Origin of the sequence: Paenibacillus sp. lzh-N1 (assembly GCF_002872435.1) — a bacterium.
Lineage (GTDB): Bacteria > Bacillota > Bacilli > Paenibacillales > Paenibacillaceae > Paenibacillus > Paenibacillus polymyxa_C.
Window position 1 is genome coordinate 1,554,592 of record NZ_CP025696.1, and the last position, 24,856, is coordinate 1,579,447.

25 protein-coding genes are annotated in these 24,856 nt (G+C 44.8%); 11 read left to right on the forward strand and 14 right to left on the reverse strand.

The window, feature by feature from the left end:
- Window positions 1-86 precede the first annotated feature (86 nt).
- The 3 genes from argS to C0638_RS07100 all read right to left on the reverse strand — a co-directional run bounded on the left by argS (window position 87) and on the right by C0638_RS07100 (window position 3,188).
- Window positions 87-1,766: an arginine--tRNA ligase gene (argS, locus tag C0638_RS07090; protein WP_058711747.1), complete on the reverse strand. Its 1,680-nt coding sequence runs from the start codon at window positions 1,764-1,766 to the stop codon at window positions 87-89.
- Window positions 1,763-2,203 carry a YwiB family protein gene (locus C0638_RS07095; RefSeq protein WP_013368761.1) on the reverse strand — a complete coding sequence of 147 codons (441 nt, stop codon included), beginning with the start codon at window positions 2,201-2,203 and terminating at the stop codon, window positions 1,763-1,765. The genes argS and C0638_RS07095 overlap by 4 nt, the downstream gene beginning before the upstream one ends.
- Window positions 2,204-2,297: 94 nt before the next feature.
- Complete coding sequence (locus C0638_RS07100; protein WP_058711748.1) at window positions 2,298-3,188, reverse strand: LysR family transcriptional regulator; 891 nt, start codon at window positions 3,186-3,188, stop codon at window positions 2,298-2,300.
- 150 nt (window positions 3,189-3,338) lie between these two features.
- Here C0638_RS07100 and C0638_RS07105 point away from each other — a divergent pair, with 150 nt between their 5' ends.
- The 4 genes from C0638_RS07105 (at window position 3,339) to C0638_RS07120 (ending at window position 7,946) form a co-directional block, all read left to right on the forward strand.
- Complete coding sequence (locus C0638_RS07105; protein WP_058711749.1) at window positions 3,339-5,090, forward strand: ABC transporter ATP-binding protein; 1,752 nt, start codon at window positions 3,339-3,341, stop codon at window positions 5,088-5,090.
- A complete protein-coding gene (locus C0638_RS07110; protein ID WP_058711750.1) occupies window positions 5,087-6,826 on the forward strand; it encodes an ABC transporter ATP-binding protein in 1,740 nt (579 codons plus the stop codon). The genes C0638_RS07105 and C0638_RS07110 overlap by 4 nt, the downstream gene beginning before the upstream one ends.
- Window positions 6,827-7,037: 211 nt before the next feature.
- Window positions 7,038-7,352: a MazG nucleotide pyrophosphohydrolase domain-containing protein gene (locus tag C0638_RS07115; RefSeq protein WP_058711751.1), complete on the forward strand. Its 315-nt coding sequence runs from the start codon at window positions 7,038-7,040 to the stop codon at window positions 7,350-7,352.
- Between the two features lie 12 nt (window positions 7,353-7,364).
- On the forward strand, window positions 7,365-7,946 hold the full coding sequence (locus C0638_RS07120; protein ID WP_049825436.1) for an LOG family protein: 582 nt from the start codon (window positions 7,365-7,367) through the stop codon (window positions 7,944-7,946).
- A 201-nt stretch (window positions 7,947-8,147) separates the two neighbouring features.
- On the opposite strand, the gene C0638_RS07125 is transcribed toward C0638_RS07120, so the two are convergent.
- Window positions 8,148-9,434 (reverse strand): MFS transporter, encoded by a 1,287-nt coding sequence (locus C0638_RS07125; RefSeq protein WP_058711752.1) that lies wholly within the window; start codon window positions 9,432-9,434, stop codon window positions 8,148-8,150.
- 264 nt (window positions 9,435-9,698) lie between these two features.
- Window positions 9,699-10,526, reverse strand: coding sequence for a polyamine aminopropyltransferase (speE, locus tag C0638_RS07130; protein ID WP_017427232.1), 828 nt, complete (start codon window positions 10,524-10,526; stop codon window positions 9,699-9,701).
- Window positions 10,527-10,808: 282 nt separating this feature from the next.
- Between speE and C0638_RS07135 the strand changes: the two genes are divergently transcribed.
- The gene (locus tag C0638_RS07135; RefSeq protein WP_058711753.1) at window positions 10,809-12,866 is read left to right on the forward strand and encodes a transglycosylase domain-containing protein; all 2,058 of its coding nucleotides are present in this window, start codon (window positions 10,809-10,811) and stop codon (window positions 12,864-12,866) included.
- A gap of 147 nt (window positions 12,867-13,013) precedes the next feature.
- On the opposite strand, the gene C0638_RS25310 is transcribed toward C0638_RS07135, so the two are convergent.
- Window positions 13,014-13,478 carry a hypothetical protein gene (locus C0638_RS25310; RefSeq protein WP_040102424.1) on the reverse strand — a complete coding sequence of 155 codons (465 nt, stop codon included), beginning with the start codon at window positions 13,476-13,478 and terminating at the stop codon, window positions 13,014-13,016.
- Window positions 13,479-13,613: 135 nt separating this feature from the next.
- Window positions 13,614-14,663, reverse strand: a complete 1,050-nt coding sequence (locus C0638_RS07150; protein ID WP_040102425.1) for a hypothetical protein — start codon at window positions 14,661-14,663, stop codon at window positions 13,614-13,616.
- A 124-nt stretch (window positions 14,664-14,787) separates the two neighbouring features.
- Between C0638_RS07150 and C0638_RS07155 the strand changes: the two genes are divergently transcribed.
- Window positions 14,788-15,180, forward strand: a complete 393-nt coding sequence (locus C0638_RS07155) for a VOC family protein (protein WP_013368750.1) — start codon at window positions 14,788-14,790, stop codon at window positions 15,178-15,180.
- 86 nt (window positions 15,181-15,266) lie between these two features.
- The gene (locus tag C0638_RS07160; RefSeq protein ID WP_058711754.1) at window positions 15,267-16,079 is read left to right on the forward strand and encodes a pentapeptide repeat-containing protein; all 813 of its coding nucleotides are present in this window, start codon (window positions 15,267-15,269) and stop codon (window positions 16,077-16,079) included.
- A 103-nt stretch (window positions 16,080-16,182) separates the two neighbouring features.
- Here the strand turns inward: C0638_RS07160 and C0638_RS07165 are convergent, their stop codons facing one another.
- The 3 genes from C0638_RS07165 to C0638_RS07175 form a co-directional block, all read right to left on the reverse strand.
- Window positions 16,183-16,581 carry a hypothetical protein gene (locus C0638_RS07165; protein ID WP_228392879.1) on the reverse strand — a complete coding sequence of 133 codons (399 nt, stop codon included), beginning with the start codon at window positions 16,579-16,581 and terminating at the stop codon, window positions 16,183-16,185.
- Between the two features lie 246 nt (window positions 16,582-16,827).
- The gene (locus tag C0638_RS07170; RefSeq protein WP_013368747.1) at window positions 16,828-17,181 is read right to left on the reverse strand and encodes a YunG family protein; all 354 of its coding nucleotides are present in this window, start codon (window positions 17,179-17,181) and stop codon (window positions 16,828-16,830) included.
- 48 nt (window positions 17,182-17,229) lie between these two features.
- Window positions 17,230-17,784 (reverse strand): histidine phosphatase family protein, encoded by a 555-nt coding sequence (locus C0638_RS07175; protein ID WP_058711756.1) that lies wholly within the window; start codon window positions 17,782-17,784, stop codon window positions 17,230-17,232.
- 141 nt (window positions 17,785-17,925) lie between these two features.
- Between C0638_RS07175 and C0638_RS07180 the strand changes: the two genes are divergently transcribed.
- Window positions 17,926-18,675 carry an MBL fold metallo-hydrolase gene (locus C0638_RS07180; RefSeq protein ID WP_058711757.1) on the forward strand — a complete coding sequence of 250 codons (750 nt, stop codon included), beginning with the start codon at window positions 17,926-17,928 and terminating at the stop codon, window positions 18,673-18,675.
- Window positions 18,676-18,774: 99 nt separating this feature from the next.
- On the opposite strand, the gene C0638_RS07185 is transcribed toward C0638_RS07180, so the two are convergent.
- Complete coding sequence (locus C0638_RS07185) at window positions 18,775-19,281, reverse strand: PTS sugar transporter subunit IIA (RefSeq protein ID WP_013368744.1); 507 nt, start codon at window positions 19,279-19,281, stop codon at window positions 18,775-18,777.
- 342 nt (window positions 19,282-19,623) lie between these two features.
- On the opposite strand from C0638_RS07185, the gene C0638_RS25595 reads away from it, so the two are divergent.
- Complete coding sequence (locus tag C0638_RS25595) at window positions 19,624-19,674, forward strand: putative holin-like toxin (RefSeq protein WP_233902323.1); 51 nt, start codon at window positions 19,624-19,626, stop codon at window positions 19,672-19,674.
- A 189-nt stretch (window positions 19,675-19,863) separates the two neighbouring features.
- Here C0638_RS25595 and C0638_RS07190 read toward each other — a convergent pair whose 3' ends face one another.
- Entirely contained in the window at window positions 19,864-20,076 is a 213-nt protein-coding gene (locus C0638_RS07190) for a helix-turn-helix domain-containing protein (RefSeq protein ID WP_058711758.1), read from the reverse strand.
- Between the two features lie 147 nt (window positions 20,077-20,223).
- Between C0638_RS07190 and C0638_RS07195 the strand changes: the two genes are divergently transcribed.
- On the forward strand, window positions 20,224-20,511 hold the full coding sequence (locus C0638_RS07195; protein WP_058711759.1) for a hypothetical protein: 288 nt from the start codon (window positions 20,224-20,226) through the stop codon (window positions 20,509-20,511).
- Between the two features lie 215 nt (window positions 20,512-20,726).
- Here C0638_RS07195 and C0638_RS07200 read toward each other — a convergent pair whose 3' ends face one another.
- A complete protein-coding gene (locus C0638_RS07200; RefSeq protein ID WP_102163407.1) occupies window positions 20,727-22,082 on the reverse strand; it encodes an ApeA N-terminal domain 1-containing protein in 1,356 nt (451 codons plus the stop codon).
- A 121-nt stretch (window positions 22,083-22,203) separates the two neighbouring features.
- Entirely contained in the window at window positions 22,204-22,710 is a 507-nt protein-coding gene (locus C0638_RS07205) for a YwhD family protein (RefSeq protein WP_025677186.1), read from the reverse strand.
- Between the two features lie 124 nt (window positions 22,711-22,834).
- On the opposite strand from C0638_RS07205, the gene C0638_RS07210 reads away from it, so the two are divergent.
- Entirely contained in the window at window positions 22,835-24,847 is a 2,013-nt protein-coding gene (locus C0638_RS07210) for a M1 family metallopeptidase (protein ID WP_058711800.1), read from the forward strand.
- Window positions 24,848-24,856 lie beyond the last annotated feature (9 nt).

Here is a 24,856-nt window from a genome sequence, read left to right on the forward strand (position 1 = left end):
CGGGCCTCCCTGTAGAGGGCAGCACGAACGGTTCCTTTTTACTATTATACATATGACTACAGGGTCATTATGTTGCAGTTTTTTACTTACATACGTTCCGGTGCAGACACACCCACCAGCTTCAGTACATTGGCAATGGTCGTGCGGACCGCGCCAAACAAGGCCAAGCGAGCTTGCGTTTGAGCGGCATCCTCCGTGATGACACGCTCTGCCTTATAGTAGCTGTGGAACATGGATGCCAGCTCGTAGACATAGCGAATCATGCGATGCGGCGCAAAGTTTGCAGCTGCCACTGATACTTCCTCTGGCAACTCGCCAATTTTGCGTAACAGATCGTATTCATGCTCAGCCGTCAGCTTCGACAAGTCAACTTCTGCCAATGGCAGTACAGCAATACCCTGCTCTTCGGCTTGACGATATACGCTGCATGCACGTGCGTGTGCATATTGCACGTAGAATACCGGATTCTCATTGGAAGTGGAAATCGCCAAATCCATATCAAAATCCAGATGTGAGTCCATACTACGCATGGTGAAGAAGTAACGGATCGCGTCTACGCCCACTTCTTCCATCAGATCCTCCATCGTTACGGCCTTGCCAGTACGCTTGGACATTTTTACTTTTTCCCCGTTTTGGAACAAGCTGACCATTTGGGCAATCAGTACTTTAAGCTTATCCGGGTCATTGCCCAGTGCTTCCATTGCCGCTTTCATCCGTGGAATATAGCCGTGGTGATCCGCTCCCCAGATGTTGATGATCGTGTCATACCCACGAGCATATTTGTCGCGGTGATAGGCGATATCCGGAGTCAGGTACGTATAAGTGCCGTCATTTTTGATCAATACACGGTCTTTATCGTCGCCATACTTGGTCGTGTTCAGCCAAGTAGCTCCGTCCTTATCATAAATTTCCTCACGGTCACGTAGCTCATTCAGCGCTTTAAGCACTTCACCGTTATCATACAGTGATGTTTCACTAAACCAGGAATCAAAAGGTACACGGAACCGCTCCAGATCACGCTTGATCTTATTCAGTTCCTTTTCCAAACCGTATTCACGGAAATAAGCGGCACGATCTCCCGGTTCCATGGACAACAGAGAATCGCCCTTCTCAGCAATCAGTTCCTTCGCAAACCCGATGATGTCCTCACCATGGTATCCGTCCTCCGGCATCTCTGCAGGCTGTCCCAGCTCCTGCAAATAACGCGCTTCAATGGAACGGCTCATATTGTAAATCTGGTTCCCCGCATCATTAATGTAATATTCACGAGTGACTTGATATCCTGCAAAATCAAGCACGTTACAGAGCGCATCCCCTACGGCTGCACCACGTGCATGACCCAAGTGAAGACTCCCCGTCGGATTGGCACTGACAAATTCGATCTGTACCTTTTTGCCTGCACCTACCTGTACACGTCCGTAATCTGCTCCTTGCTCCTGTACTTGTCCAATCACTGCATAGAGGTAGCTCTTGTTCAGGCGAAAGTTAATAAAGCCCGGTCCGGCGATTTCTGCACTTTCAATAGAAGCGGAAGCTAAGTCCATATTTGCGATCAAATCTTCAGCGATTTGACGCGGATTCTTCTTCGCAATGCGAGTGAGCTGCATTGCTACGTTGGTAGCTAAGTCACCATGTGACTTGTCCTTAGGCACCTCCAGCGTAATCGTCGGCAGCTCTTCACGGCTCACGATTCCGGCAGCCAGCACCGCTGCCTCGATTGCTGAGGTCACCTTTTGATTAATAAGTTCCAGTGGATTGCTTGTCATGATTGTTGCTCCTCCTGTATATGCAAACTAATGGCAAAATGCCCCGAGAAATCCTCAAATACGTACAGATCATAGGTCCAGCTCACATGTCCGGTGAATCCATCCATCCGAATATCGAGCTTCTGCGTATGCGCAGACATGTTCAGGTTTAAATAAGGCGAGCGGTAAAATCCAGGCAACCTGCGTCCCAGCGCGAACGACTGCTCCGATTGTACCTCACCGTGACGAATCAGCTTTAGCTCATCTGGTCCGATCTTGACTGTGTTCCGTGTCGTACCGCCCTCAGGACTCTCTTGCGGCTCTTCGTACCTTATATATAGATGCTTCCCGCGAACGATTGCTTCTCCAGGAAGCTCCTGTACCACATCTTCTCCGTCATGATGACTATGAAGACGGATTCGAACCTTTGCATTGTGTGGCATGTGTTCAAACTCCATTCTATCGCTATCCTACTGTACTACTATATCCAGTTCCCGATTGCAATTCAAATGAGTTTTTACAAAAAGATGCTTTCACACTTAAAAAATTCAACTACTGTAGGTCAGCAGCACTGGATGCCTGGCTAAAACTTTCAATGAACCGGGAAGCCAATGAAGACATGTATTTATCCTTCAACCAGACAGCCGCCACACGAGTGTGCAATTCTTCATAACTAATTTCCTTAACGATTAAATGATTATTGCTGCCTAAAGATAAAGCGGAGCGCGAAATCATGCCAATACCCAGCCCTTCGTTGGCCCAATGAAGCGTAGTGCGGGCATCGTCATTTTTGCAAAAGATATTGGGCTCAAAACCATGCTTCATACAGGTATCGTGAATCAATTGCTCAAAACGGCGATATATAATGAGTGGTCTGTTCTTCAACTCAGCCAATGAAATGGTCTTCTGTTCGGGATTCCAATCATATTCTTCCGTCATCACTGCTATCATCGGCTCAGTGGACGCATATCTACACCCTAAACCGGCGGTATTAAAAGGGGTTCTGACGATACCGACCTCTACAATTCCTTTGTTCAAAAGATCGAGAATCCTGAAGGTATTTCCCTCATGTATTTCAAATTTTACACCCGCATAGGTTTTATGAAATTCGGAAAGCCTGTCTTTCATCAGGGTCGCTCCAGAGGAAGAAACCGTCCCAATGGTGAGCGTCCCCTTCATCCCCATGGCAAAATCGTTTATTTCCCTTGTCGTAGCATCCGTCAGCTCCAAAATCTGCTTGGCCCTGTTCCGTAAAATGATTCCGGCCTCTGTCAATTGAATGCTTCGTGAGCCTCGATGCACAAGCTTTACACCAAGCTCTTCCTCCAGCTGCATAAGCTGTTGACTTAAGGGAGGCTGTGCGATTTGCAGTTTTTTGGCTGCCGCTGTAATCTGTCCAGCATCTGCAATCGCTAAAAAATACTTGAGATGTCTCAATTCCATCATGAACCTCCGGTTCTGATATATGTAAAACCTATATCTCTAATATATATTAAATATTATTCATATGGTTGGGGATATGCCATAATCATATTCAGATATGCAATTATAATAGGAAACTTTATACAATATTTAGGTTAGGTGATGGTTTATTTGCTGAAATTTGCTGTTTTTTTGAAACCTTATAAAAAGGAAACGATTCTTGGGCCTCTGTTTAAACTAATTGAGGCCATTCTGGAATTGTTGCTGCCTACTATGGTGGCTTTAATGATTAATCATGGCGTCGGTAAGGGAGACACCCATTATGTTTGGCAAATGGGTCTTTTGATGTTGCTCATGACTATACTGGGCTTTGGCAGTTCTCTAGTGTGTCAGTTTTACGCAGCCCGTGCTTCCCAAGGATTCGGAACCACACTGCGCAATACTATGTTTAAGCATATTTCATCGTTTTCTTATGCAGATCTTGATAAATTTGGTACGCCCTCTCTCATCAACCGAATTACGAATGATGTCAATCAGCTGCAAACGGCTGTAGCGATGTTGATTCGTCTGGTTATTCGTGCTCCTTTTATTTGTATCGGAGCGATCATCATGTCCATGATTCTGGACTTCCGCCTTGCTTTGGTGCTGTTGGCGGCTACACCCGTTCTGGCTTTGATCCTGTATGTGGTCATTACGAAGGCTTCTCCGCTGTACCGGCTATACCAGAAAAAGCTCGATAAAATCGCTCTGGTGCTAAGCGAGAATCTCACAGGTGTACGGGTTATACGGGCATTTGCCAAAAGAGGAGCTGAACGAGTAAAGTTCAATACCGCCTCAGATGACTTGACCCAAACCGCTATTCGTGTCGGCCGGATTTCTGCTCTACTTAGCCCAGCCACCTTACTGGTGGTCAACGGAGCTATTATCGCCATTCTGTGGATCGGCGGTATCCATATCCAATATGGATCTCTTACACAAGGAGAGATTATTGCATTTATTAATTACATTACGCAGATTTTACTGGCCCTGATTGTGGTGACGAATCTCATTATTCTGTTCACCAAGGCGGCCACTTCAGCAGCGAGAATTCAGGAGGTTCTGGACACCGAAGCTTCGATTTCCGACACTGCCAATCCTGTATCATTAGACCAGGAAAGAACGAGTAAGACCGGCTCTGTACCGGCCATCTCCTTTGATCATGTCTCCTTTGGCTACAATAAGACAGGACAACTGGCACTTAGCGATGTAGTTGTAGACATTTATCCCGGTGAAACGGTTGGAATCATAGGAGGAACAGGCTCGGGAAAATCTACCTTCGTGAATCTGATTCCCCGCTTCTATGATGCAGTAGAAGGTTGTGTACAGGTCGATGGCATCGACCTACGGCATTATAAGCTGGAGCAATTGCGGCAGAAAATCGGGATTGTTCCACAGAAAGCACTGCTGTTCACTGGGACGATAGCGGATAATATCCGTTGGGGACATGAACATGCCACCGATGAGGAGGTCGCCCAGGCTGCAGCCATCGCGCAAGCGGATGAATTTATTTCCAACTTGCCGGAAAAATTCAATGCCCCGATCACCCGAGGAGGACTTAATCTATCAGGCGGCCAGAAGCAGCGACTTACCATTGCCAGAGCTATTGTAGGCAATCCGGAAATTCTGATTTTGGACGATTCCTCAAGCGCACTTGATTTTGCAACGGACGCCGCCCTCCGGAAATCGCTACGGGAAAATAGCACTCGCATGACTGTCTTGCTGGTCTCGCAACGAGTAAGCAGTGTACAGCATGCCGATAAAATCATTGTATTTGATGAAGGCCGGATTGTCGGAATTGGCACACATGATCAGTTGATGAGCAGCTCGGAGGTATATCAGGAAATTAATCGCTCTCAGCTCTCAACGCAGGAGGTGGACCAATGAGTGGCAAGGAAACCTGGAGAAGATTGTTAACCTATGTCGGTCAATATAAAACAACAACATTTTGGGTCATCATCAGTGCTATTCTTAGCGTGCTTGCCAGTCTGATCGGACCCTATATGATTGGCCGGGCTATCGACCATATGGTAAATCAGGGAGCGGTAGACTTTAGAGGTATTGCACAGATTCTATATGGACTAGGCGTTGTATATGTTGTAGGCAGTCTATTTAGCTGGTTGCTCACATATTTGACGAACCGCATTGCTTTTCAGACTGTAAATGATATGCGGCGGGAGTTATTCGATCATTTTAATATCCTTCCGTTAAGCTTTCATGACAATCATCCGCAAGGAGATAGCATTAGCCGTTTTGTGAACGATATGGATGCCGTGTCCGATGGATTGTTGCAGGGCTTCTCCACCTTGATCACCGGGTTGATTACCATTATTGGTTCGATTGTACTTATGTTGTATATCAGCCCAGTGATGACGTTGGTGGTATTGGTGTCTGCCCCAATCACATATGTCGTTGCACGGTTCATTACTACAAAATCGCAACGCATGTTCCGTGAACAGGCCAAAATTTTGGGAAGCTTGAACGGTTATGTGGAGGAAATGATCGGCGGACAGCGGGTAGTTACTGCCTTTCACTATGAAAACCGCTCGCTTGAGGAATTTTCCGCCAGAAACGAACAATTATATCAAGCCGGAGTGAAATCGCAGTTTTATGGATCTTTGTCCAACCCTTCCACTCGATTGGTCAACAACATGACTTTCTCCGTCACCGCTATGATTGGCTGTATTTCGATCATTTTGGGCGGGATTTCGGTAGGCGGTTTATCGAGTTTTCTCATTTACACCAATTTGTTCGCCAAGCCCTTTAATGAAATTACAGGTGTGCTGACTCAGTTTCAGGCCGCTACAGCTTCTGCTCAGCGTATATTTGCTATTTTGGATTCACCTCCGGAGCAACCGGAAAAGTCGAGCGCCGTGCAGCCGGAGCGCAGTAAAGATACAATTCTGTTTGATCATGTGAAATTTTCCTATAATCCGGAACGAACACTCATTACGAACTTTAGTTTGGAGGTCAAGCCAGGCACTCGCGTAGCTATTGTCGGACAGACCGGAGCAGGCAAAACAACACTCGTTAACCTGCTCATGCGCTTTTACGATGTGGACAGCGGTTCGATCTCCATCGACGGGGTGAACATCAACGATATGAGCCGGGACAGCCTACGTACTAACTTTGGTATGGTGCTTCAAGATACATGGCTGTTCAGCGGAACGATCCGGGACAATATTGCTTACGGAAAGCCAGAGGCTACGGACGAGGAAGTCATTGCGGCTGCGACAGCTGCCAATGCGCATAGCTTTATCAAGCGCCTGCCTCATGGTTACGATACGGTCATCAGCGGATCGGGCGATAGCCTGTCGCAAGGGCAAAGGCAGCTGCTCACTATCGCAAGGGTGATCCTCGTCGATCCACCTATGCTCATTCTGGATGAAGCAACCAGCAGTATAGACACCCTTACAGAAGCCCGGATCCAAAAGGCTTTTATGAAAATGATCGACGGACGCACCAGCTTTGTCATCGCCCACAGGCTATCAACCATCCGCGAAGCAGATCTAATTCTATACATGAAAAACGGCGATGTCGTCGAAAGCGGTACTCATGAAGGACTGCTCGCAAGCGGTGGCCATTATGCCTCGCTCTATAACAGCCAGTTCACTACGGCTTAAAAAGGCTGAGTAGATACGGTCACATCAATAAGCTCAACGTCTTTAAAAAAGCCAATTGCTTTTTAAGCAATTGGCTTTTTTATTTTTCTTTGATAAATCCCACCTTATATTATATAATAAAAACACGAACAAATGTTTCTATTCCATCTAAACCTTATGGTTTTGTGAGTGGCCAACATTTATGCATGGAGTTGCAGTTGGGAGGCTGAATATGGACATTAATGAATTTCAAAAGTGGGTAAAGCAATATTATCAGGATAGAAACTGGTCAGACTTGGATATCTTTGTCCGAATCGGTTTCCTGGCAGAGGAAACGGGGGAGGTTGCGAGAGCTATTCGCGCCTTGGAAATTGGCAGAGACCGGCCGGATGAGATCGACGATTCATTCGAGGAGAACAAGGAACATTTAACCGAAGAACTTGGAGACGTACTGGGTAATCTCATCGTGATCGCCAACAAGTATGACATCACCTTGGAGGATATATTTCAAACACACCAGCAAAAACTTGCAAAAAGATATACATAAGGAGAATCTCATATGAAAAGTATCGCTGTTTTTTGCGGTTCCAGTAATGGAGCGTCTGAGGTTTATCGAGAGCATGCTGTTGCTCTGGGCAAGGCACTTGCCGAACAGGAAATAAGCCTGGTTTATGGAGGAGCAAATGTGGGTCTAATGGGTGCAGTGGCTGACGCAGCACTTCATGCAGGAGGTCGCGTCATTGGTGTGCTCCCTTACTTTTTGCAAAGCCGTGAAATTGCACATAATGGCCTGAGCGAATTAATCATTGTTGATTCCATGCACGAACGCAAATCTAAAATGGCAGAGATTGCGGACGGTTTCATTGCTTTACCAGGTGGTCCAGGTACGATGGAGGAATATTTTGAAATTTTCACATGGGCGCAATTAGGCTTGCATGAAAAGCCATGTGGGCTTTTAAATATTAACCATTATTACGATCCTCTTATTTCCTTGTTTGATCGTATGGCCGCGGAACAATTTATGCAGGAAAAATATCGTTCGATGGTAATTACGGATACGACTCCACAAGGAATCCTACATAAATTCACTAATTATACTCCTCCTTCCGTCAAAACATATCTTACGAGCAAACGGGTCTGACATTAGGAATGGCGCATCCCGATCAGCAGACGTATTATATAATTTTAAAAGGAACACCACCGTCAACGTATTCCAGTGGTGTTCCTGTAAATTGAACGAAAATGGCAGACTTTCTCCCCAATCGTCACAGTCGATTTTAAACCCGCACTTAATTATGTAGTCATCCAATGAATGAAATCATGCCTAACGAGAACGCCAATCTTAAATCCCTGCTCCCGTTGCGGTCGGATGATCAATAGGTTCGTCTTCCTGAAAATCACGTCGATACCACCAGCCGATCAGAACAGCAATGGTAGTCATTGCCGCAGCCAGCAAATACACCTGCACCATACCAAATCGGTCAGCATACCAGCCCATGAATAATAAAGCCAGGCCGAAAGCAAGATTTGTAAGCACATCAATTCCCGCCATCACTTTGGGCAGCTGGGCTGGCGGTGCACTGGTTTGCAGCAAGGTGCGGCGAATAATGCCTGCCATTTGAACAGGTAAGCCTGACACAGCAAAAAGAACAAGCGCAGCCACGGGAATGGTATTCAGCGCAAATACAATGGTAATCAGTACATACACCAGCAACGCCCCGAGCATGTACAAAAAGCTGTTCTTTTGCAATCGCTTGACCAAGCCAACGACAATTAATCCACCCAAAATCGTGCCGGAGAAAAAGGACGCATTCATGAAGCCCCACCAGCTCGCATCCCGATGCAGCACTTGACTGACGTACGCCAAAATAAATACGCCGAGCCAGGAGACTCCCCCAATACTGTCCACGCTGTCGACAATCATTAGAGAACGAATACGACGGTTATGCCAAATGATTTTCCATCCTTCCCCAAGCTCTTTCCAATGGGAGCCTTTTTCCTTTGCGGGTTCTACTGCATCTGTTAAGGACTCTGGAGATTCGGGGTTTGATTCCTTTTGATCCAGCGGATCACGAATGAAGGACGTGACAGTTACAGCCACGAGATAACAACAGGAGGCAATTGCAAGCGTATTCAGGGAGCCCAGCCAAGCGACAATCATTCCGCTCAACGCCCAGCCTGCACACTTGACCACCTGATCACTGACCGCTACCATGCCGTTAGCCCGCATAAGTCCTTCACCAGTGGCCAAACGGGGTACAAGCGCATTACGCGCAGGATTGGTCCATCCATCCAAAAAAGACATACCAAATACCATCACAAAAATAAACAGAAACGACCTCTGCTCAGGTACGATCCACAAATAAAGCAGCAGCAACGTAAAAATGATAAACTGCCCAAACTGGGAAAATAGCAGAACCTGCGTCAGCCGAAATCGACCGAGCACGATCGGTGCAACAAGCCCACTAATCACTTGAGCTGACAAACGGAACAACGGGATTAAAATAGTCGTCATTAAGGAATTACTTGAACTGAATACCAACACCACCACACTCAACATGTAGATGATATCTGCTGCGTTGGAAATCGTCTGAGACCCCCACAGGTAATAAAAAGAGCGTCTGATCAAAAAAGTTCCCCCCTCTTTGGTATATCGCCAATTTATGTATTTCCATAACCAAACCTCCCCTGTCGATTACAAATCTGTTAAATGTCCGGTTTTTTGTATGTTCTACATATACCCTTAAATTTCCTTCTTTTATCTTAAAAGGAAATTCAGTGTCCACTATATTTTCATGCCTACTACAATCTGATTTAACACAAAAAAAGCGTCTATAGCGCTCTTTTCGCTCTATACTGGCGATAAAGATCACTAAGACGCTTCTTAAAATGTTTACTTTGTTAAATCTTCCACAAATTTAGGTAATACAAATGCCGCTTTGTGCAGACGCGGACTGTAATATCGGGTGTCCATTTCTGGAATTTGGTTCTCGTCCACTTCGAGCGGATCATACTTCTTGCTGCCCAATGTGAATGTCCAAAGACCGCTTGGATAGGTTGGAATGTTTGCACCGTACACACGCACAATCGGGAAAATCTCTTTTACATCTTTGTTGACCTTCTGAATCAGGTCAGCCTTGAACCAAGGATTATCCGTCTGCGCCACGAAAATGCCGTCTTCCTTCAGCGCCTCAAAAATACCTTGGTAAAACCCACGTTCGAACAGCGGTGCTGCCGGACCAACCGGCTCCGTCGAATCGACCATAATCACATCGTATTCATTTTTGTGTTCGATAATATGCATATAGCCGTCATTCACCAGTACTTCCACATTGGGCTCGTCCAACTTCCCGGCAATTTCAGGTAAATATTTTTTAGAATATTCAATGACTTTACCGTCAATCTCCACCAATACAGCCTTTTCCACTTCAGGATGCTTGATGACCTCACGGATAACGCCGCCATCCCCGCCGCCCACAACCAAAACCTTTTTCGGATTCGGATGTGTATTCAAAGCCGGATGTGCTACCATTTCGTGATATACAAATTCATCCTTAACCGTTGTCATCACCATGCCGTCCAGAACAAGCATATTGCCGAATTCCTCCGTCTCGATCATTGCCAGATCCTGAAAATCTGTTTTCTCAGAGACGTAGGTTTGTTTGATTTTTGCTGTAATGCCGAAAGAGGGAGTCTGCTTCTCCGTAAACCACAAATCCATCATTCCAACCTTCTTTCTGATCAAAGTATGTGTCCGGCAATCCGGTAGCATAAACATGGACTTTCCTTATAACTGCAACACGCAAACGCCGAGTTTGCTATATTTATTGTACCAAACACACTTGAATTTCACACTTTTTGCATTATAAGCGATACCCGAATGGACTGTAAAAGCATTTTTAGGGCTTAATCTTGTTTAAAATAGATACGTATATGCATCTGATGAATAGACACTTTCGGATTGACTATACTGAGAACATCAACTATGGAAGGAGGTGGCATGATGACCGATACTACCGGGCGATCCTCCAAGCGTAAACCGCTTTGGCTTCGATGCTTTCAAGGCCTGATGTCTCTCACGATTCTGACGGTCATCGCCGCCTGCATTCTGCTCGCCTATTTGTACACAACCAGCCTTCCGCTCGCCGATACAGACCGGAATTCACGTCTGCTCGATAGTCAGGGGCAAGTCATTGCTACCTTCTCTGCCGGAGGAAAGGAATCTATTCCTGTCCAGCTTGATCACATTTCGCCCGATTTAATAGCAGCTACACTGGCTGTGGAAGACCGGAAGTTTTACGATCATTTTGGCTTTGATTTCAAAGGTCTGGGCCGGGCAGTAATCGTTAATTTGACCCGATGGGATATGTCGCAAGGGGCCAGCACACTGACTCAGCAGCTTGCGCGCAATCTGTACTTATCTCACGAGAAAACGTGGACGCGCAAGGCCAAGGAAGCCATCTATACTGCACAGCTTGAAATGAAGTATTCCAAGGATGAGCTGCTGCAAATGTATTTAAATGAAATTTACTATGGTCATGGCGCCTATGGCATTGAGGCGGCCTCGCAGATGTATTTCGGTAAATCCGCAAAGGATCTGGACTTGGCCGAAAGCGCCCTATTGGCAGGTATTCCGAAAGGTCCGACCTACTATTCACCATATAATCATATGAAAAACGCAAAGGATCGGCAGAAAATTGTACTGGACTCCATGGCACTCATCGGTAAAATTACACCGGCTGAAGCCAGCAAGGCCTATGAGGAAATACTGGCCCTGCGGCCCGAGAGCCAGCGTCGGACAGTGGAAGCTGCTCCCTGGTTTCGCGATTATGTTCGCCAGCTAGCGACTCATCAATTTGGGATTAGCGAAGCGGTGCTTGAGCATGGCGGGCTGAGCATTTATACGACGCTGGACATGCACATGCAGCAGGTAGCCGAGGCGGCTGTCAATGAGGGCATGAAGAACAGCAACGGACTGGAAACTGCACTAATCTCCATGGACCCGCGCAATGGACATGTCAAGGCCATGGTCGGCGGAACGAACTATGTCGGGAATCAATACAACCATGCACTGGCCACAACCCGGCAGCCAGGCTCGTCTTTCAAGCCGATTATGTATCTCAGCGCGCTGGATTCCGGCCAATTGACGAGTACGTCCAAATTCGAAAGCCGACCGACGTTGTTCCACTACGACAACAACCGCAAAACTTATAAGCCCAAAAATTTTGGAGATAAATATTTGGGTGAAATAGATCTGCGGCGCGCCATTGCGGCATCTGATAATATTTATGCCGTCAGCACCATTCTGCAGGTAGGAGCGGATAAGGTCATGGACCTCGCCAGCAAAATGGGCATTACGAGCGAGCTCAAGCCCGTGCCTTCGCTGGCGTTGGGCGTGTCGCCCGTCAGCCCGTTTGAGATGGCCTCGGCCTTCTCGGTCATCAGCAGTGGCGGGCAAAAGGTAGCTCCGGTGGCGGTGCTGCGCATCACCGATGCGGCCGGACGATCACTGTACGAAGCGCCGCAAGCCGCACCCGTGCAGGTGGTAAAGCCCGCCTCTGCCTATGTCCTCACACGCCTCATGGAAGGCGTGTTCGAAGAAGGCGGCACCGGCAACCGAGTCGCGAAGTTGATCAAGCGCCCGGTTGCCGGCAAAAGCGGCACGACCAATACGGACGCGTGGATGGTCGGCTTCACCCCGGAGCTATCCACCGCTGTTTGGGTCGGATATGACAAGGGCAAGGCCATCAGCACGCAGGATGCCCGACGGGCAGCACCAATTTTCGCACAATATACGGAAAAAGCGCTGGAGAATGTGCCGCCCAAAATATTCCCGATCCCTGACGGCGTAGTCAGCGCCTATATTGATCCGGCTAGCGGCAAGCTGGCTGCGCCGGACAGTCCCGACAAGCGGCTGGAGGTATTCGTTAGCGGTACCGAGCCGAAAGAGACCCTATCGGGGCAGAATAACCCACAGGCATCGACACCTACTGACCAAGCGGAACGACAGGCCGAAAAAAAATCCTGGTGGGGCAATTTTAAGCGATGGTGGATGGAGTAATAGCAAAAAAAGACTGGAAAACGCCATGATGCGCTCTCCCAGTCTTTTTTATCTTTACTTCAATTATCTTATTCGCCCATTTTAGCTCTTTGCCAGTGCCATCAGCCATTACACAGTTAAGCCCCGTTCTTTCCTAAAGCTGCGCTATTACCAAAAACAGCTAAATGACTCAATACGGTTGGTGTCTACACCATAGTAAAACCAAAAGCGGCCACTCCACCGAAAACCTGCTACGGATGTTCTGCCTACAAAGACAGGGTACATCCAGAAGCGCTCTCCGTTCGTCAGCCATACAAACGTGTTGCGGTACAAACAACCGAAAATGGCTCCAGGGTCAACCGCATAGGCCGAAACTAGCGGTTTCGGTGGCGTAAATTGCGGTGGTGGGGAAGTTGGTGCTTGAGCTTGCTGCCCACCTTGCGGACCGAACGGCCCTTGCGGCGGCGGGGAGAACGGCTGTGGCGAAAAGGGGCCTGGGCCTGGTGGCGGACCTACCGGAGACGGGAACGAATCCTGCATATCAGGAAATTGTGGAATTGAAGGACCTGACGGTGTGAATGGACCCGGAGTACCCGGTTGCGTTCCGAAAGGAACTTGTGGCAGTAAAGACATGTGTTTCACTCCTTGTGTTCTAGGCTGATGTATCCTATGCGGGACATCAGCCCGTGGACTGGGCGAATCCCCATATCGCCGCCAAACTCCGTCATTTCGTCCTTTTATACCAAAATTTCTTATATCCCGCCCCGATTAACTCTCCGTCTGGACATGCTCCAGCTCAATTTCATGCACCATTTTAATCTCGACTCGTTTCCTGAGCTCATCATACTGTTTCAGCAGCCGGTGCTTATACCCTAAATTGTCGTTCATCCAGCCTATAATAGAGTCATCCTTATGCTCCGTGGACCAGCTAAACAAATCGCTATAGATTTGAGCAAATGATTCCTCGTTACGGCGAGCGAACCGGATCGGTTGAACTCTATAGCTGAGCTTCAGTTCCAACATTTCATACAACACTTCCAAACGGTACTCCAGGTCCTGTACACCTGCTTTGGATGCATCGTAGCTTTTTATATCCTGAATAAGCTCTCTAAAGGTCAACCCTACATGCTGCATAGCAATATAAGACCACACACAACTTCCCGTAGCTGTTCCATGAGCCTCCCAAAGCGGATTCCACAAAATAGACCGAATTGTATCCTTCTGCTCTTCTCCAAACAAAGCAATTCCAGCAATAATTCCTGCATTACAGTCTACGGAAGCATGTCGCTCTCCCCAATGCACCAATCGTGGAATCATATCTTCAGTAGTACATTTAAAGCTCAGTAGGGGTAAGAATTCATCAAACAGATGCTGATCCACTGCTTGTTCCAATTCAGTCGCCAGTCGTTCACGAAACGATTCGCATGGAAGATGTACGAGCCCCAAACAAGCATCCACAGATGCTGCCCCATATGGCCCATTCACCCATGCGACGAGATCATCCGCAGCTTCCACATAACCCAAATAACCTAACACATGCAGCACACCATCAGGTATATGTTCCGAGGATGTCTGATTACGAACATAACGCTCGTACATATCCTGCGCCAAAGCAACATCTCCGCATCTCATGATCGGCTGAAGAAGCAGCCCCCTAATATAATGATGAGGATCTTCTACAAAAAGCCTATATAACTCCCAGGCATCCTTCACGGTTCCATATTGGGCGACTACATCCGTATAGGCAGAAATGATGCTGGCATCCACTTTATTGCCTGAGCCCAACATATCAATAATCCTTGCTGTCGCGTCTATCATCCTGTTTTCCCCTTTCTCAGTTATGCCTATCTTTCTTTATGAAGTACTTCTCTAATCGTGAATATTTCTATTATAAAAGTGAAAAAATGTTATCATCTATAATCCACTCAAGGGAGCTGATCTGATGCAGGATTCTAGTTCAAAAATCACAACGTTTTTCATGTTTCCCGGTCAAGCAGAGGAAGCCATGCAATATTATACCTCTGTATTTAAGCCGTCTGGTATCATGAGTATTTTTCATCAGGAAGATGGGACCGTGTTACATGCCGTATTCAACCTCAAAGGGCAAACCTTTATGGCCATAGACTATAACCATCAGGACAAACACCCTTTTACCCCAGCCCTATCGCTATTCGTCACTTGTGATTCGGAAGAAGAAATCCATCGTGTGTTTGGTCAGCTATCTCAGGAAGGCCGAGTTTTAATGCCCCTTGAAGCCTCGCCCGTAAGCCAACAATTTGGCTGGGTCGAAGACAAGTACGGTGTTTCATGGCAATTAAATTTGGCAAAAGAGTAACCGACTATTTTACTTAGCAATACACTCCTTCATCTTTTTTTGGTACTATTACATGTAGTAGGTGCTAATAAAAGGATGTGTGTTTATTGTATACCGCCGATTGTGAAAAATGTTTTGGTTTATGCTGTGTCGCCTTGCCTTATGCCAAATCTGCTGATTTTGCCTTTAACAAGGATGGAGGAACTCCCTGTCAACACCTAAATGCGGATTATCGCTGCGACATTCATAAGAACCTAAGAAATAACGGCTTGCGAGGCTGTACAGTATATGATTGCTTTGGGGCAGGTCAAAAAATATCCCAAGTTGTATACAACGGAAAAAGCTGGCGAGACAACCCGGCAATAGCTGATGAAATGTTCAATCTATTTCCTATCATGCAACAGCTTCATGAAATGCTGTATTACCTAAACGAAGCCCTTAGCTTAAAAGAAACTCACTCCATTTATACCGAGTTACATAAAGCGATGGAAAAAACCGAGCAGCTTACGGATCAAGCTCCAAAATCTCTTATAGATCTTCATGTACCCACCCATAGGGCGTTAGTCAATGATTTACTTGTACAAACAAGTGAGTTAGTGCGAGAAAAATTCAAGAAAAACATGGAGAACCATAAACTCAGTAAAAAAATCAAGAATAGAGACCTTATCGGGACCAATTTAAGAGGCGTTAATCTGAGAGGTGCCAACCTGAGAGGCGTTCTACTGATTGCTGCTGACCTACGTGAGGCTGATTTGAGCATGACTGACCTTATCGGTGCAGATTTTAGAGATGCTGACTTAAGTGGGGCTAATCTGGAAGGAAGTATTTTTCTTACACAAGCGCAGTTAAACTCGGCTAAAGGCAATAGCAAAACCAAACTGCCCCCTTCTCTAAGCTTTCCCAGCCATTGGCTAAATTAGATTTTATCCTAAAGCAACATTGCTTACCTATATGAAAAAAGAAGTAGACCGCCCTCGACAAGGTACCGATCTACTTCTGAATTTTACTGTTTACTCCGTCATTCTACTCATCCGTCGCATGCTGCTCTGTAGTGCTTTCCTGATAAAAACAGACTTGTGCCTTGCATCCATAACGAATAGTAGATCCAGTATCCTCATAATAACCCACATCTTCGAAATCTGCGGGCTTTGTGGCCTCAATTAGATTCAACAAGTCCTGCGCGACTTCTTCTATAGAATCTTTCTCGGTGTCCCCTCCTATAGCCGGACCGCCTGGTCCTTCGTATGCAGTCAATATCCAGCTTTGTCCAGTCGAATTTGTTGCCTTAATTATGTACCCATATGCCTCTTCGAAATTCTGCGATGTCCTTTGAGGCTGTCCGAATAAAGTAATTAGCGCTCCTCTAAACTGAGCAACAGTCTCCTCTTCTAGCGATGTAGCATGAAGAATATTGGATGTCATCAATGCAGCCTTTGGATCATTAACTTTTTTATAACTATATTTCGATACATACTTCTCGCCTGAGTACTTTTTACTTTGTGGGGTTGATTCCTGTTGATCCAATATTATTGGGTTTTGTCTAGAAGTATTCAGTAGCAATCCACACACAATCGCAAGAAGGATCACCGCAACTGCTAAATATTTATTAATTGCACTCCCTCCTTACTCCCTAAAAACTATTTGGCTATGGATACATCTTAAATACACTTATACCTTTTCGTTAAGAGATTCTTCTAGTCTCCGGCTTAAGGCTGCATACTGCTCTGCATTGGTGTCTGAAAATGCTTCTTCCCGGTTAGAGTGTACATGCTGATACTGTGGAAGGCTTAAAAATTGCGACTTTGTAAAATCTATAATGTCCTCACCGATTCGGTTGTAATAATGCCAGCCGCTATCCAGCCAGGTCTTCAAAATATCACCACCAAGCCTGTCCTGAACGACAAGCGCTGTGACTCCACATTGTCCGGCTGCAGGATTATTAGCTGTCCATTTAGAGCTAGACTCCAAAGACCAAGCCTGAAACAATGCCTTTTCTAATTCTACAAAACGATTTGTATTCAATACACGTCTCCCCTTTTGAAACCATTCTGTACTTATAGTGAACGCGCCTTACTTATTTCCACCCATATTCCACACTCTGTGAATCTTGGCTTCTGCTTCATTCAGTTCTAGCAAATACACGTCGGGATTGGATAGTTTTTTCCACTCCTCAAAACCAAACTGCGGATCGTAATGTCGAATGAGAAGAGAGAGTAAAGCTCCATGAGTTACAATGATAACCGTTTTTTCCGCCCGCTCTATAAGCTCCTGAACAAGCTGGATTCCTCGATCTGCTGCTTCACGGGATGATTCTCCTCCTTCCAGCTTCAAGTCCTCGTCCAGATATGTCTGTTCCAGCACGTCCAGCCAATGATCCAGATGATCACGGCATAGTACACGTTCCTGAAGACGTAGATCAGTATATACCTGCAAATGTCTACGCTCAGCCAAGGGCTGAATGGTTCGCACGGCCCGTTTCCATGGACTGGACACAATATATTCCACACCTACATTCTCCATAAAATCAGCCAACTGCTCAGCTTGTCGTTTACCTTCATCGGTGAGTCGGGCATCTGGTTCCTGTCCAGTTGCTTGGGCATGTCTAACAAAATAAATTTTCTTCACGTCATCGCTCCTAACCGTCACACAAATGTAGTATTCTATATATTTACAAATAATTATTTTTATGTTATGATATAGGTTTACATATTTGGATTACGTGATAAGATTCCTTTGTATTACATCAACTCTTATGGGAGGGATTCGATGCAATTAGACAAAGGAATACACATGCTCCAGGTTTCTGCTAATATCATGGGAAGTATAGAGAGCATTCACCCCACCTTAATGTGGGACGAAGACAACATGATTTTAGTTGATACAGCTTACCCAGGGCAACTCTCACTTTTAAATGAAGCTATTCTAGATACCGGATTAGCAATCCATAAACTTACCTCCATATTAATAACACACCAGGATCTTGACCATATTGGCAGTTTAGCAGATATAATCCGGGCTTCTTCCTCCCTAGTTCAAGTATTAGCCAGTTCTATCGAAAAGCCTTATATACAGGGAGAAAAACAGCTTATTAAGCTAACCCCAGAAGCAATAGATCAAGCTGTAAGCTCCATGCCTGAATCCGTTCCGGTAGAGTGGAGATATGCATTCCGGCGTACACTTGAAAATCCCCCAAAGGCTATTGTAAACTCCACCATCGTTGCCGGAGAGGAATTGCCCTTCTGTGGGGGGATCTTAGTTATAGATACTGCTGGTCATACACCAGGACACCTAAGTTTCTATCATAAATCCAGTCAAACCCTGATTGCAGGAGATGCTCTACGTGTAGTAAGCGGCAAATTACTGGCTCCAGACCGGCAATACTGCTGTGATTTCAATATCGCCAAAGAATCTCTTAAAAACCTGCTGCCATATGATATTAAAAAAGTGATTTGTTTTCATGGAGGGCTATACGAAGGCAATTGTAATCAGCGGATATCTGAAATATGTGAATCCTAGCTTTTGTTCACATGTTCATACCAGTCCCTTGACCAGTCAGTGAATCATCTAAAGAAAAGACTAACCAGGAATTCCTGGTTAGTCTTTTCTGAATGAAAGCTAGGCTTTTAAATGAACCCTTAATACAGGTACATCTGAAGTAGCAGATGAGCTTTCTAATATCTCCACATGACTGATCATCTCTTGCCCGTCTGGAACGATTACTGGAGTAATTACAGGTAATCCACCCTGTTGAATCGCGTCCAGGTCAAACTCCATCAATAATTGTCCAGCTTTAATGCTATCTCCTACTTTGACATGAGGGTTAAACCCCTGCCCTTTGAGAGAGACGGTATTAATCCCGACATGTATCAAAACTTGTACGCCAGATTCATGTTCAATAATCAGAGCGTGTTTGCTTTTCTCCATGACATGGGCAACTTTTCCCGCGAAAGGAGCGGTGACCCTACCCTCAGATGGATGAATAGCGATGCCATCCCCCATAGCTTTTGTAGAGAACGCAGGATCTGGAACCTCTTCTAGAGAAACCACTTTTCCTTTAATTGGCGCTACCATGTCGAATTCTTCAATACGGGGAGCCGCCTTCTTTTTCAACCATTTAAACATAACGATGCCACCTTATTTAGAGATTACATTCATAAACAGCGATAGGAAAAAAACTATATCCTTTTAGGAACCGGTTCCACGAATTCATTAAATAAAAACCGGAGTGAAACCGATTTCTATTTGAATTATAGTGAATGCCTTTCCATGATGTCAAGGCGATGATGTTCATCTTAGTCGGGTCATTTATTATCGTAATTACGCATTTAAGTATTTTCACTCTTAAAAGCGATTGTTTTATGGTATACTTTGCTAGTACAACATACGGCTAAAAGGGCGGTCGGCTAGTCTCCCCGAAGGGAGGTGATGCCCATGTAGGTTAAAGACGCGATTTCCTTGATGATCATGTTTGGCATGTTCATTCTGGCATTGCTTACCTACGTGAAAAAGAAATAGACCGCTCTGACTAAGGAATACGGTCTATATTCGACCTTATCTTACCCGGCCGACTGCTCTTTATGCAGTTGTTGTATGCTGGGGTCGTGTTGACGCACGACTCCTTTACTATTCTTACCTCAGTATAGCTCATTTTATAACGTAAATACAGCTTTTATCTTCAAATATTTTACTGATTGCTCTGTCATTTTATTTGTCCGGTACATATTCTATGAGGTCTGAAAGCTTACAATTGAAGGTATCACAAAGCTTAAATAATGTTTCCAATTTGGTTGTTTCTATATTTGTCTCGCGATATAATTTATTGATTGAATTTCTGCTAAGTCCCGATAAACTCATCAGCTCCGTGATATCATCTATTCGGTGTTCAGCCATAAGCGCCCGAATGTTACACTTCAGCAAATTATTTTCCCTCCTATATCTGATATGTTTAATTTATGCTCCATAAGTATACTCATTAACTTTTTAAGGTTAAAAAACAACTTTATATTAACTCTGTAAGGTCTTATAATAACTCTATAAAGTTAATGAAAAGGAGTTATGTACATTATGATGTATTCCTTAGATGTTATAATTGAACCCCTTATTCGCACACGATTAGAAGTATTATACTCCAATCTTCTAAAAACAAAATCAGACTACATAGACTTATCTACTTCATGTGATCAATATTTCAAACAAATTCGTGATTCCGTTCCAGACAATCTTCAGCATGTTATATTTCTTTATGAAGATACACAGATTTCACTACAAGCCATTCTTGAGAATAGCATATACTTACAAGGTTTTAAAGATGCTCTTCACCTTTTTGATGAGGTAAAAAATAATCTGGATTAAAAACCTTCTCGAAGTTTCTGTTTTACTTTTCACTCTCAGGAAATTCACAGAAAAAAATAGACCGTCCTCGCCGAGATAACGATCTATCCTCAAATATTACAAAGAGTAATTTCTAAATTCAATTAGGTATATGTCAGCCAATATTTAAGCGATATTAAATATTGGCTGCTAGTTTCACAGGGGTTTTCAAAAAGTATTCTTACGTTTGTTTTCGATTAGAACTTAAGCTCCTGTTTTATAATATCTAAACCATGTTTCTGATCCACATGTTCTTCAATAAATACTTGGTTGAAGCCTAATTCTTTAAGAATTAAAGCCCTTAACATCAAAATGAATAATCTCCCGAAATAAAACATTTCATGAATATCTAAGCTCTTATCTTTTTTACTTACATCAAAGTGTGTATAGTAGTTCCTTGTCTCCGTTATTTTAAATGAGAAGCTAGAAATTTTTTTTGAATTTAGCCCCAAAAGGAAATTAATTTCTTTAAATAAGAGTTTTAACCTTGTAGCTAAAGTAGGTTCATTGCTATATCTTAGTTTCTCTCTAAGCCAGTCCTTATTTTCAACCTCACAAATATCCTCCAAAATTTGTTCAATTTTTGTATTATAGTTAGTCTGATCTTCTACCCAATTCGGCCTAATCCTCCTTGAAAACGTCTCTAATGATTGCACTAGCTTTAAAAAGGAAATTGGAGTAAATACCTCTTTCTTATGAGATTCTACAAAATAGTCTATAACAGGTTCTAACAATTCATATTTATTAGTCCATGTATCGAGGAAACTTTGAAGGTCACTTTCAATATCTACATATCTAAATATGAAATCATGACTTTTTAAATCTTCATTAAGAACTTCATTATTCTCACTTATATAGATAAGTTCTATCTTTTTATCTTCTTCTGTAGATACTATTATTTTTGCTGGACTAATGTATCTAGTGGCACAAATAGATAGTAGGTTCGAGAAATTATCAATTAACTCGTGCATGTATAAATAACTGATTCCTTGCCCTATTCTACTAAACTTAATCCAAGCAGTTTGTTGAATAGAAAAATTATTATAACTATTTCCCCGCGACTCTGCATTATATTCAAAAGATATTTCTACATCTTTGAAATTAGCTTTTATAGATTTCGGTAGAGAATACTCTATTATCATACTTTTTTCGTCATCATTATAAGACACAGCGTATGAAGAAGGAGATAACCATTGCTCAAGGTTTTGATAGGAAATCTTTACACTTGTGAATGCAATATTTTCTTTTGTATTGAAGTGAGTACCTATAAATAAAAGCTCTGGGGAATATTTTTCAGTAAATGTCCCAGGTATGTTAAATTTATGCCCCACACGTATACAATCTATTAAGCTCACTCTCTTCCCATTTGTAGTGAACCCTTGAATCACTTCGACGCTGTTATCTACCTTTGAAGAAAACCCTTCCGTCTTTTTAAGTTGACCCATAATAATTAATTCTATCTTCTTTTGATCATATTTTAATGTTCCATATAATTTGCTATCAGGATTATCCGGTAGCCACCACTCACCCATGAGTTCAATCTGATCAGACATTTAGATTCCCTCCTTACATTTTCTAAAGTTATGTAACCTTTAATTTGAATGCTTATCGCACGAAAGGCAACCACTCACCAAATCAAGAAGTTGCCTTAAGTTTAATCGTCCTTTTTTCTACTTACCCTTCTAGCGCCTGCTTCAATTCCTCTGGCGAAGCGTCCCACCATTCCTGATTATGCGAAATCAGCAGGCTTTTGAGCGTTGCTTTATCTTCGCTGCCGAGATCATCCAGCATGAAACGGCGCTTGAGTGCATAATCCATACGGTTAACATGATCGGCAAGAATTTTCCAGCCACGTTTGGCTTCGTCGTCAATCAGCATCTCGCAGGCTGTCGCGCCACCGTACATACGTCCTTCAGGCGTACGGTCCACAGCTACCCATACCAGCCATACCTGGCGTCCGTTCGGTACGTCTTCTTTATTCGTAGAGAACTTGATTCCACGTTCTACTTTACTTTTGGCATGCATGGCACCGATATCAATTTTCGCCTCTCCTCGGTCAATGATGACCGGGGACATGCTGTTCAGGTCGATTGAGCCTGCGCCGAAGCCCTTATGTTTACTCTTGCCACTGACAATATTCAGTGCAATCTGCTTTTTGCCGTCCGGCTGATTTTCACTCATGCGTCACTAGGCCTCCAATTTCCGTCTTCACACTCATTCTACACTATAAATATTTTAACTAATAATCTCCCGAAAGCAAACATATACATGCTGTAGATGCTTGTCAACGGGAGGTATCCATTGTATGACCCCAGCACGCTCCAAAATCGTTTTATTGTCTACACTAGCCCTCGGACTCCTCGCAGGGACGTTATGGTTTGCCTGGCAACCCCAATCGCAATCCGCCCCTCAGTCTGCAGGCAAACCACTATACGGCTCCGAGTCTGAGTCTGCGCTTGCGCCAGATATGGGCAAGCCTCTAGGGGCCAACATCATGCCCGACCTGCCTAAGAACCCTCCACAGCCCGCTTCGGAAATTCTCAGCAAACGGGTGGTGGAGTATCACATTGATGTATCTCTGGAAAAAGGACGGGTTTTGCGAGGCACTGAGACTCTGACCTGGAAACATCCGGGCAAAAAAACTGTGAATGATCTGTATCTTCATCTATACCCGAATGCCTTCTCTTCCATGGAAACCACCTTTATGAAAGAATCCGGGGGAAAGCTGCGCGGAGACACCATGCCCAAGGACGGCTTTGGCTCCATGACGCTGACCGAACTAAAAACAGAAGATGGTTTATCTCTCATGCACCGTACTCAATATGTACAACCAGATGACGGTAACGCAAGTGACCGTTCGCTCATGAAGGTACGTCTGCCCAAGCCAGTACGAGGTGGCGAAGAAATCACACTATATATGAAGTTTGAAGTCAAACTGCCTGGCATTTTTGCTCGTATGGGTGCGACAGATGATTTTGTAATGGCTGGACAGTGGTTTCCAAAGCTCAGCGTCTATGAGACTGCAGGACAACGTGGACGCGCCGACGAGGGCTGGAACCTTCATCAGTATCATGGCAACTCCGAGTTCTATGCCGATTTTGGAATTTACAGTATACGGATTCGGGTGCCTGAAACACACATCGTAGCAGCGACCGGGTTTCCCACCCGTGGTGCAGTACGACAGAACGGCCAGAAAATATATCAATTTTATGCCGATGATGTACACGATTTTGCCTGGTCCGCTTCACCCAACTTTGTAGCCGTAGAAGAACCCTTTTCTTCTACTGAAGTTCCTGGTGTCAAAATCAAGCTCTATCTAGACCCGTCCCATAAGGAACTCAAAGGACGTTATATGAGCGCAGCCAAGGCCGCCCTTTCGTACTACAGCAAATGGTACGGGCCTTATCCATATTCCACTCTATCTATCGTCGTTCCACCCAAAACAGGCAGTGGAGCCGGCGGCATGGAATATCCGACACTCATCACGGCCGCAGCTGCGGACCAACTGAATCCCGGCTATAATCTGGAACGGACGCTGGTTCATGAGATTGGGCATCAATATTTCTACGGAATGGTAGCCAATAATGAATTTGAGGAGCCCTGGCTGGATGAAGGCTTCACCTCCTATGCAGAAGAACGGCTCATGGAGCAAGAATATGGGCTTATCCCCAACTTGCCATTACAATCCGGACAGGTAGCTTCTCCACAGCCCCTAAACCGCGAATCCTGGAAGTACGGATCGTCGGCTGAGTATGCACAAAATGCCTACTCACGAGGCAAGCTGGTACTACGAGGTATTGAACGTCAGGTGGGTACGAAAAAAATGGACCGGATTATGCGAACCTATGTCCAGACCTACCGATTCAAGCATCCGACCTCACAGGATTTTCAGCGTGTCGTGGAGAGAGTGACTGGACGCTCATGGAGCCACTATTTTGAACAATATGTATATGACGGCCAGATGGCGGACTTTTCTGTCGATCGCATCACGAACCGCAAGTTGGAGAATGGATATGAAGCAGTCGTGACGCTTAGCAAAAAAGGAGCAGATTATCCCAAGATCCCTGTTCAATTTACCTTCAAGGATGGCACCACAATATTTAAGGCATGGGACGGTACGGGCAAAAGTACATCTTTCCGACTCAAAAGCACCTCTCCCGTGTCCTATGTGACCGTTGATCCTCTATACACTATTGCACTGGAGAACAAGCATATTAATAATAGCCTGAAGGCTGAATTGGACGAAAAGCAACAAACTCGTTGGAGTGTGAGTGTAACCAAGCTGTTGGAGACACTGCTTGGAAGTCTGTCATGGTGAGGTGTCTAT

Bases quoted from the DNA above. Each gene is read 5' to 3' on its own strand.
- C0638_RS07115 (WP_058711751.1), top strand. From the start codon at position 7,038: ATGGACATTAATGAATTTCAAAAGTGGGTAAAGCAATATTATCAGGAT.
- C0638_RS07210 (WP_058711800.1), top strand. From the start codon at position 22,835: ATGACCCCAGCACGCTCCAAAATCGTTTTATTGTCTACACTAGCCCTC.
- C0638_RS07195 (WP_058711759.1), top strand. From the start codon at position 20,224: ATGATGTATTCCTTAGATGTTATAATTGAACCCCTTATTCGCACACGA.
- C0638_RS07180 (WP_058711757.1), top strand. From the start codon at position 17,926: ATGCAATTAGACAAAGGAATACACATGCTCCAGGTTTCTGCTAATATC.
- C0638_RS07205 (WP_025677186.1), bottom strand. From the start codon at position 22,710: ATGAGTGAAAATCAGCCGGACGGCAAAAAGCAGATTGCACTGAATATT.
- C0638_RS07120 (WP_049825436.1), top strand. From the start codon at position 7,365: ATGAAAAGTATCGCTGTTTTTTGCGGTTCCAGTAATGGAGCGTCTGAG.
- C0638_RS07185 (WP_013368744.1), bottom strand. From the start codon at position 19,281: ATGTTTAAATGGTTGAAAAAGAAGGCGGCTCCCCGTATTGAAGAATTC.
- C0638_RS25310 (WP_040102424.1), bottom strand. From the start codon at position 13,478: ATGTCTTTACTGCCACAAGTTCCTTTCGGAACGCAACCGGGTACTCCG.
- C0638_RS07110 (WP_058711750.1), top strand. From the start codon at position 5,087: ATGAGTGGCAAGGAAACCTGGAGAAGATTGTTAACCTATGTCGGTCAA.
- argS (WP_058711747.1), bottom strand. From the start codon at position 1,766: ATGACAAGCAATCCACTGGAACTTATTAATCAAAAGGTGACCTCAGCA.
- C0638_RS07150 (WP_040102425.1), bottom strand. From the start codon at position 14,663: ATGATAGACGCGACAGCAAGGATTATTGATATGTTGGGCTCAGGCAAT.
- C0638_RS07100 (WP_058711748.1), bottom strand. From the start codon at position 3,188: ATGGAATTGAGACATCTCAAGTATTTTTTAGCGATTGCAGATGCTGGA.
- C0638_RS07135 (WP_058711753.1), top strand. From the start codon at position 10,809: ATGACCGATACTACCGGGCGATCCTCCAAGCGTAAACCGCTTTGGCTT.
- speE (WP_017427232.1), bottom strand. From the start codon at position 10,526: ATGGATTTGTGGTTTACGGAGAAGCAGACTCCCTCTTTCGGCATTACA.
- C0638_RS07095 (WP_013368761.1), bottom strand. From the start codon at position 2,203: ATGGAGTTTGAACACATGCCACACAATGCAAAGGTTCGAATCCGTCTT.
- C0638_RS07200 (WP_102163407.1), bottom strand. From the start codon at position 22,082: ATGTCTGATCAGATTGAACTCATGGGTGAGTGGTGGCTACCGGATAAT.
- C0638_RS07165 (WP_228392879.1), bottom strand. From the start codon at position 16,581: ATGACATCCAATATTCTTCATGCTACATCGCTAGAAGAGGAGACTGTT.
- C0638_RS07155 (WP_013368750.1), top strand. From the start codon at position 14,788: ATGCAGGATTCTAGTTCAAAAATCACAACGTTTTTCATGTTTCCCGGT.